This is a genomic window from Pseudomonas sp. BN515, assembly GCF_029873155.1.
Taxonomy (GTDB): Bacteria; Pseudomonadota; Gammaproteobacteria; order Pseudomonadales; family Pseudomonadaceae; genus Metapseudomonas.
In genome coordinates this window covers 20,481-25,527 of sequence record NZ_SSOH01000017.1, presented here as the reverse complement: position 1 = coordinate 25,527, position 5,047 = coordinate 20,481, and the positions used below count along the sequence as shown (strand labels likewise).

4 protein-coding genes are annotated in these 5,047 nt (G+C 64.6%); 1 reads left to right on the top strand and 3 read right to left on the bottom strand.

Annotation, left to right across the window (positions count from 1 at the left end):
* Positions 1–156 precede the first annotated feature (156 nt).
* From E8E91_RS04255 to E8E91_RS04245, 3 genes are all read right to left on the bottom strand, one after another.
* The gene (locus E8E91_RS04255) at positions 157–1,419 is read right to left on the bottom strand and encodes an OprD family porin (protein ID WP_280374739.1); all 1,263 of its coding nucleotides are present in this window, start codon (positions 1,417–1,419) and stop codon (positions 157–159) included.
* Positions 1,420–1,543: 124 nt separating this feature from the next.
* Positions 1,544–3,193 (bottom strand): cation acetate symporter, encoded by a 1,650-nt coding sequence (locus E8E91_RS04250; protein ID WP_280374738.1) that lies wholly within the window; start codon positions 3,191–3,193, stop codon positions 1,544–1,546.
* Positions 3,190–3,519, bottom strand: a complete 330-nt coding sequence (locus tag E8E91_RS04245; protein ID WP_280371200.1) for a DUF485 domain-containing protein — start codon at positions 3,517–3,519, stop codon at positions 3,190–3,192. Before E8E91_RS04245 ends, E8E91_RS04250 begins: the two co-directional genes overlap by 4 nt.
* A 464-nt stretch (positions 3,520–3,983) precedes the next feature.
* Between E8E91_RS04245 and E8E91_RS04240 the strand changes: the two genes are divergently transcribed.
* Entirely contained in the window at positions 3,984–4,940 is a 957-nt protein-coding gene (locus tag E8E91_RS04240; protein WP_280371202.1) for a LysR family transcriptional regulator, read from the top strand.
* Positions 4,941–5,047 lie beyond the last annotated feature (107 nt).

The window sequence follows — 5,047 nt, the reverse complement described above, 5'->3', positions numbered from 1 at the left end:
TGGGCTTCGCTGCGCTCTGCGCCAACCTACAAGAGCTGAGGCCTTGCTTGTGGGAGCGAATTCATTCGCGATGGCCGCGTAGCGGCCCCTTGGGACACCCAGGGCGAACCTGCGGTCCGTTTTCGCGAATGAATTCGCTCCCACAGATCCTCGGCGTTACCAGAGCGGCAGGGTGTAGCTGAGGATCAGGCGGTTCTCGTCCAGGTCGTTGCCGAAATTGGTCGAGCGCACGGTCGCATTGCGCCATTTGAGGCCGAGGTTCTTCAGCGGGCCGCTTTGCACTACGTAGGCGATGTCGGTGTCGCGCTCCCATTCCTTGCCGTCCTCGCGACCGGCGCCCAGTTCCACGTCGTCGCCGCTGAGGTAGCGGGTCATGAAGGTCAACCCGGGAATCCCCACAGCGGCGAAGTTGTAGTCGTAGCGGGCTTGCCATGAGCGTTCTTCGCGGTTGGCGAAGTCGCTGATTTGCACGAAGTTCACCAGGTAGGCGTCGCTGCCGTTGACGTAGGCAAAGCCGGTGTCGCCGCTCATGCGCTGGTAACCCAGGCCCAGGGCGTGGCCACCGATACCGTAGGTGAACATGGCGCCGAAGGCCTTGTTGTCGACATTGCTGCCGCCTTCGTCTGTGGAACGGGCGAAGCGCAGGTCGCTCTTCAGGCTCTGGCCGTCGCCGAGTGGCAACAGGTGGTTCAGGCTCAGCAGGTGCTGGCGGTAGAAGTCGTCCAGGCGACCGAAGCCGTAGCCGGCGGTGAGGGCGTCATTCCACTTGTAGCTGAGGTTGGCGAAGTCGAAGGCGTCGCTGGTGGTCTGGCGCGCGCGGATGTTCTTCACGCCCACCGTGGTGATGCTCATGTCTTCGTAATCGGAGGAGTCGCGCTGGTTGACCTGGCGCAGGCGGCCGGCGTCGAAGGTCAGGCCGTCGATCTCCAGGGAATTGAGCTGGCCACCCTCGAAGGTCTGCGGCAGCAGGCGCGAGTCGTTGGCCAGCAGAACCGGCAGCTTGGGCATCAGGGTGCCGAGCTTGAGGGTGCTCTTCGAGGCCCGCAGCTTGGCGGTCAGACCCAGCTCACCGTACTCGTCCTGGGCGCGTTTGGGCGCTTCGCGATCACGTTTGAGCAGGCCGGAGCCGGCGCGGTCGGGGCTGGAGTCCAGCTTCACGCCGAGCAGGCCGATGGCGTCCAGGCCGACGCCGATGCTGCCTTCGGTAAAACCCGACTCGTAGCGCAGGAGGAAGCCTTGCGCCCATTCCTCGGCCTTGGCCTGCGGGGCGGCGTGCTGGCGGAAGTCACGGTTGAAGTAGAAGTTGCGCAGTTCCAGGCTGGCCTTGGAGTCCTTGATGAACTCGGCACTGGCGGGGGACGAGAGGAGCATGGCGCCGCCGCTTAGCAGCAGGCTGGAGGTGAGGATGGAGCGTTGCATGGAGGCCTCTTGTAGTTGTAGTGGACGAAGGGTGCCGTACCGGCCAGGCGGCCAGTAACGGAATGGCAATGGGAAAAAGGGCACGCCGCAAAGGAGCGACCGGCGTACCCGGATAACGCGATGGTCAGTGGCTGCTGGCGGCTGCCGCTCCCAGGCCGGTCTGTGCCCGCACGAACTGGTCGGCGTAGGCCGCGCGTTCATGGCTGGCACGGGCGCTGCGGTCGAGGCTCGACACCAGCACAATCACGACAAAGGCCAGGGGCATGGAGAACAGCGCCGGCTGGTCATAGGGGAAGATCGCCTGGGCGTGGCCGAGTACCCCGACCCACACCGCAGGTCCGCAGATCACCAGGGCCAGTGCGCTGACCAGGCCGGTCATCCCGCCCCAGAGCGCGCCACGGGTGGTCAGGCCCTTCCAGTACATGGCCATGATCAGCACCGGGAAGTTGGCCGAAGCGGCCACACCGAAGGTCAGGCCCACCAGGAAGGCGATGTTCATCTGTTCGAAGAGAATGCCCAGGCCGATGGCGATCACACCGATTGCCACGGTGGCGATGCGCGACACACGCATTTCGTCCTTCTCGCTGGCCCCACCTTTCTTCAGCACGGTGGCGTAGAGGTCATGGGAGATGGCCGAGGCACCCGCCAGGGCGAGTCCGGCGACCACCGCGAGGATGGTGGCGAAGGCCACGGCGGAGAGGAAACCGAGGAACAGGTTGCCGCCCACCGCCTGGGCCAGGTGCATGGCGACCATGTTGCCGCCGCCGATCAGTGCGCCGCCGAGCTTGCCGTCGACGAAGAACTGCGGATCGGTGCCGACGATGACGATGGCGGTGTAACCGAGCACGCAGACCACGAGGAAGAAGAAGCCGATGAACAAGGTGGCGAACAGCACCGAGCGACGTGCTTCCTTGGCGTTGGGCACGGTGAAGAAACGCATCAGGATGTGCGGCAGGCCGGCGATGCCGAACACCAGGCCAAGCGACAGGGATACCGCACTGATCGGGTCCGCCAGCAGGGTGCCGGGGCCCATGATCTTGGCGCCGCTGGCGTGTACGGCAACGGCGCGCCCGGCCAGTTCTTCGAAGCTGAAGCCGAATTCGCTCATCGCCATCAGGACCAGTGCGGTGCCGCCGGCGAGCAGCAGCACGGCCTTGGTGATCTGCACCCAGGTGGTGGCGATCATGCCGCCGAAGATCACGTAGATCAGCATCAGCAGGCCTACCACCACTACGGCCAGTTGGTAGTCCAGGCCGAACAGCAGCTTGATCAACTGGCCGGCGCCGACCATCTGCACCACCAGGTAGCAGCAGACGACGGTGAGCGAGCCGAGGGCGGCGAAGCTGCGCACGCGGGTCTGGTCGAGGCGATAGGAGACGATGTCGGCAAAGGTGTAGCGCCCCAGGTTGCGCAGGCGCTCGGCCATCAGGAAGGTGACGATGGGCCAGCCGACGAAGAAGCCGATGATGTAGACGAAGCCGTCATAACCCTTGGCGAATACCAGACTGGAGAGCCCCAGCAAGGTCGCCGCCGACATGTAGTCGCCGGCGATGGCCAGGCCGTTCTGGAAGCCCGAGATACCACCGCCTGCGGTGTAGAAGTCGGAGGTGGAACGGGTGCGGCGGGCGGCCCACCAGGTGATGGCCAGGGTGGCCAGGACGAAGACGAAGAACATGCCGATGGCATGGAGATTGAGTGGCTGCTTTTCGGCGGTGATCGGGTCGGCGAAGCTGGTCAGAGGTGCGAGGGCGAGCAGGGCGATGAGCGCTTTCATGCGAGGTTCTCCTCGAGGATTTCCGCGCTCAGGGCGTCGAAGCGGGTGTTGGCGTGGCGCACGTACCAGGCGGTCAGCAGCCAGGAAAAGATGATGATGGCGGCGCCCAGTGGAATGCCGCGACTGAGGTGGCTGCCCTCGTACAGTGGCAGGTGCAGCCAGCCGGGCACGAAGGCCACCAGCATGATGAACAGGTAATAGATCGCCAGCACCAGGGCGCTGAGGGACCAGGCGAGGATCGCGCGCTGGCGGGCCAGGCGCTGGAACTTGGGGTTGGCCTTGATGCGCTCATAGGCCGGGGAGTGGGTGGTGTGGTGAGGGGTCATTTCGGGCTCCGCTTTAGTTGTTGTTGTCGTGCCTTTGGCTGCCGCCTTTTTCGGGCATGCAGCATTCCCGGCGGCGTCCCGTGGGACGTCGCCAAGTTCGTCGTCGCTGTGCGAGTGGGGAGTGCTATCAGCGACCGCCGGCCCCTCCAGGGGCCAGCAGGTGATGGGTAGCGCTATGGCGTCTGGCCGCCGGCAGACGCGGCGGCACAGGGGAAACGGGAGGGCAGGGCGCAGCAGCGCCGGCACCGGTCGTCCATGATCGGGGCATCGCGCGTCCGGCGATGCTCTGGCAAGGCATGTGCCCGGCACGGAGGCCGGAAATCAGGCATGCACTCATGCTCGTAGCCCTGTGTTCTTGTTGGCTGAGGGGCTGGCCAGGCCGCGAAAAAAATCACTTGGCCGTGGGGCGATGGCTGTGAGTATATGTAGGCATCCATCCACCAATGAACAGACAAAAAATCCTGATGGACATGCAAAAAAGTGCCAGCCTCGACCAGGTGAAATGGGATGACCTGCGATTCTTCCTTGAGGTCGCCCGTACACGTACCGCCACCGGGGCCGCGCGGCGCCTGGGCGTCGACTACACCACCGTATCGCGACGCGTGCGCGCCCTGGAGCAGGCACTCGGTGCGCTGCTGTTCGAAAAATCGCGCGCGGCCGGCTTCGTCCTGACGGTGGAAGGGCAGCGTTTGCTGGGCCATGCCGAAACCCTGGAAAGCACCTTGCAGGCCGCTTGCGAGCAGGTGTCGGGCACGCGTCTGGGGCTCTCCGGCCATGTGCGCATCGGCTGTACCGAGGGCTTTGGTTCCTACTTCGTGACGGCACAGATGAGCCGCTTCCTCGAGCGCTATCCGCACATCTCCGCCGACATCCTGCCGGTGCCGCACTTCGTCAGCCTGTCACGGCGCGAAGCGGATATCGCGATCACCCTGGAGCGGCCCGAACGCGGTCCCTACGTCTGTTCGAAACTGGCCGACTATCGCCTTCGCCTCTACGCCACGCCTGAGTACCTGGCCGGGCATGCACCGATCGAGACCCGCGAGGATCTGGCAGGCCACCCCTTCATCACCTACGTCGAAGACCTGGCGTTCAGCCCCAAGTTGCTCTATCTGAACGACCTGTTGCCGGGGGCCATGAGCCAGCTTCGCAGCACGAGCGTCATCGCCCAGTACCAGGCGGCACTGCAGGGAAGGGCGTTGGCCATCCTGCCGTGCTTCCTGGTCGCCGGTGATCCCCGCTTGCAGGCGGTGCTGCCGGACGAGGTAGAGGTGACCCGGCAATTCTGGATCTACTACAGCGAGGACCTGCGGCGCCTCAAGCGCATAACCCTCGTCGCCGAACATCTCCATCGTTGTGCCGACCTCAATCGCGGATGGCTGATGGGGGAAGAACACCGGTTGCAGATTCCAACGCTGGAGTGATGATCCGGCCCGTGGCGAGGATCATTCATTTGAACTTGGGAAACCACGTCCTGAGGACGTGGTCATGAGTCATCGGCTCTGCCTGTGACGATTCGACTGCTTGGGCT

Excerpts from the sequence above, each read along its gene's own strand:
- E8E91_RS04240 (WP_280371202.1), top strand. The coding sequence starts at position 3,984 with ATGGACATGCAAAAAAGTGCCAGCCTCGACCAGGTGAAATGGGATGAC.
- E8E91_RS04245 (WP_280371200.1), bottom strand. The coding sequence starts at position 3,519 with ATGACCCCTCACCACACCACCCACTCCCCGGCCTATGAGCGCATCAAG.
- E8E91_RS04255 (WP_280374739.1), bottom strand. The coding sequence starts at position 1,419 with ATGCAACGCTCCATCCTCACCTCCAGCCTGCTGCTAAGCGGCGGCGCC.
- E8E91_RS04250 (WP_280374738.1), bottom strand. The coding sequence starts at position 3,193 with ATGAAAGCGCTCATCGCCCTGCTCGCCCTCGCACCTCTGACCAGCTTC.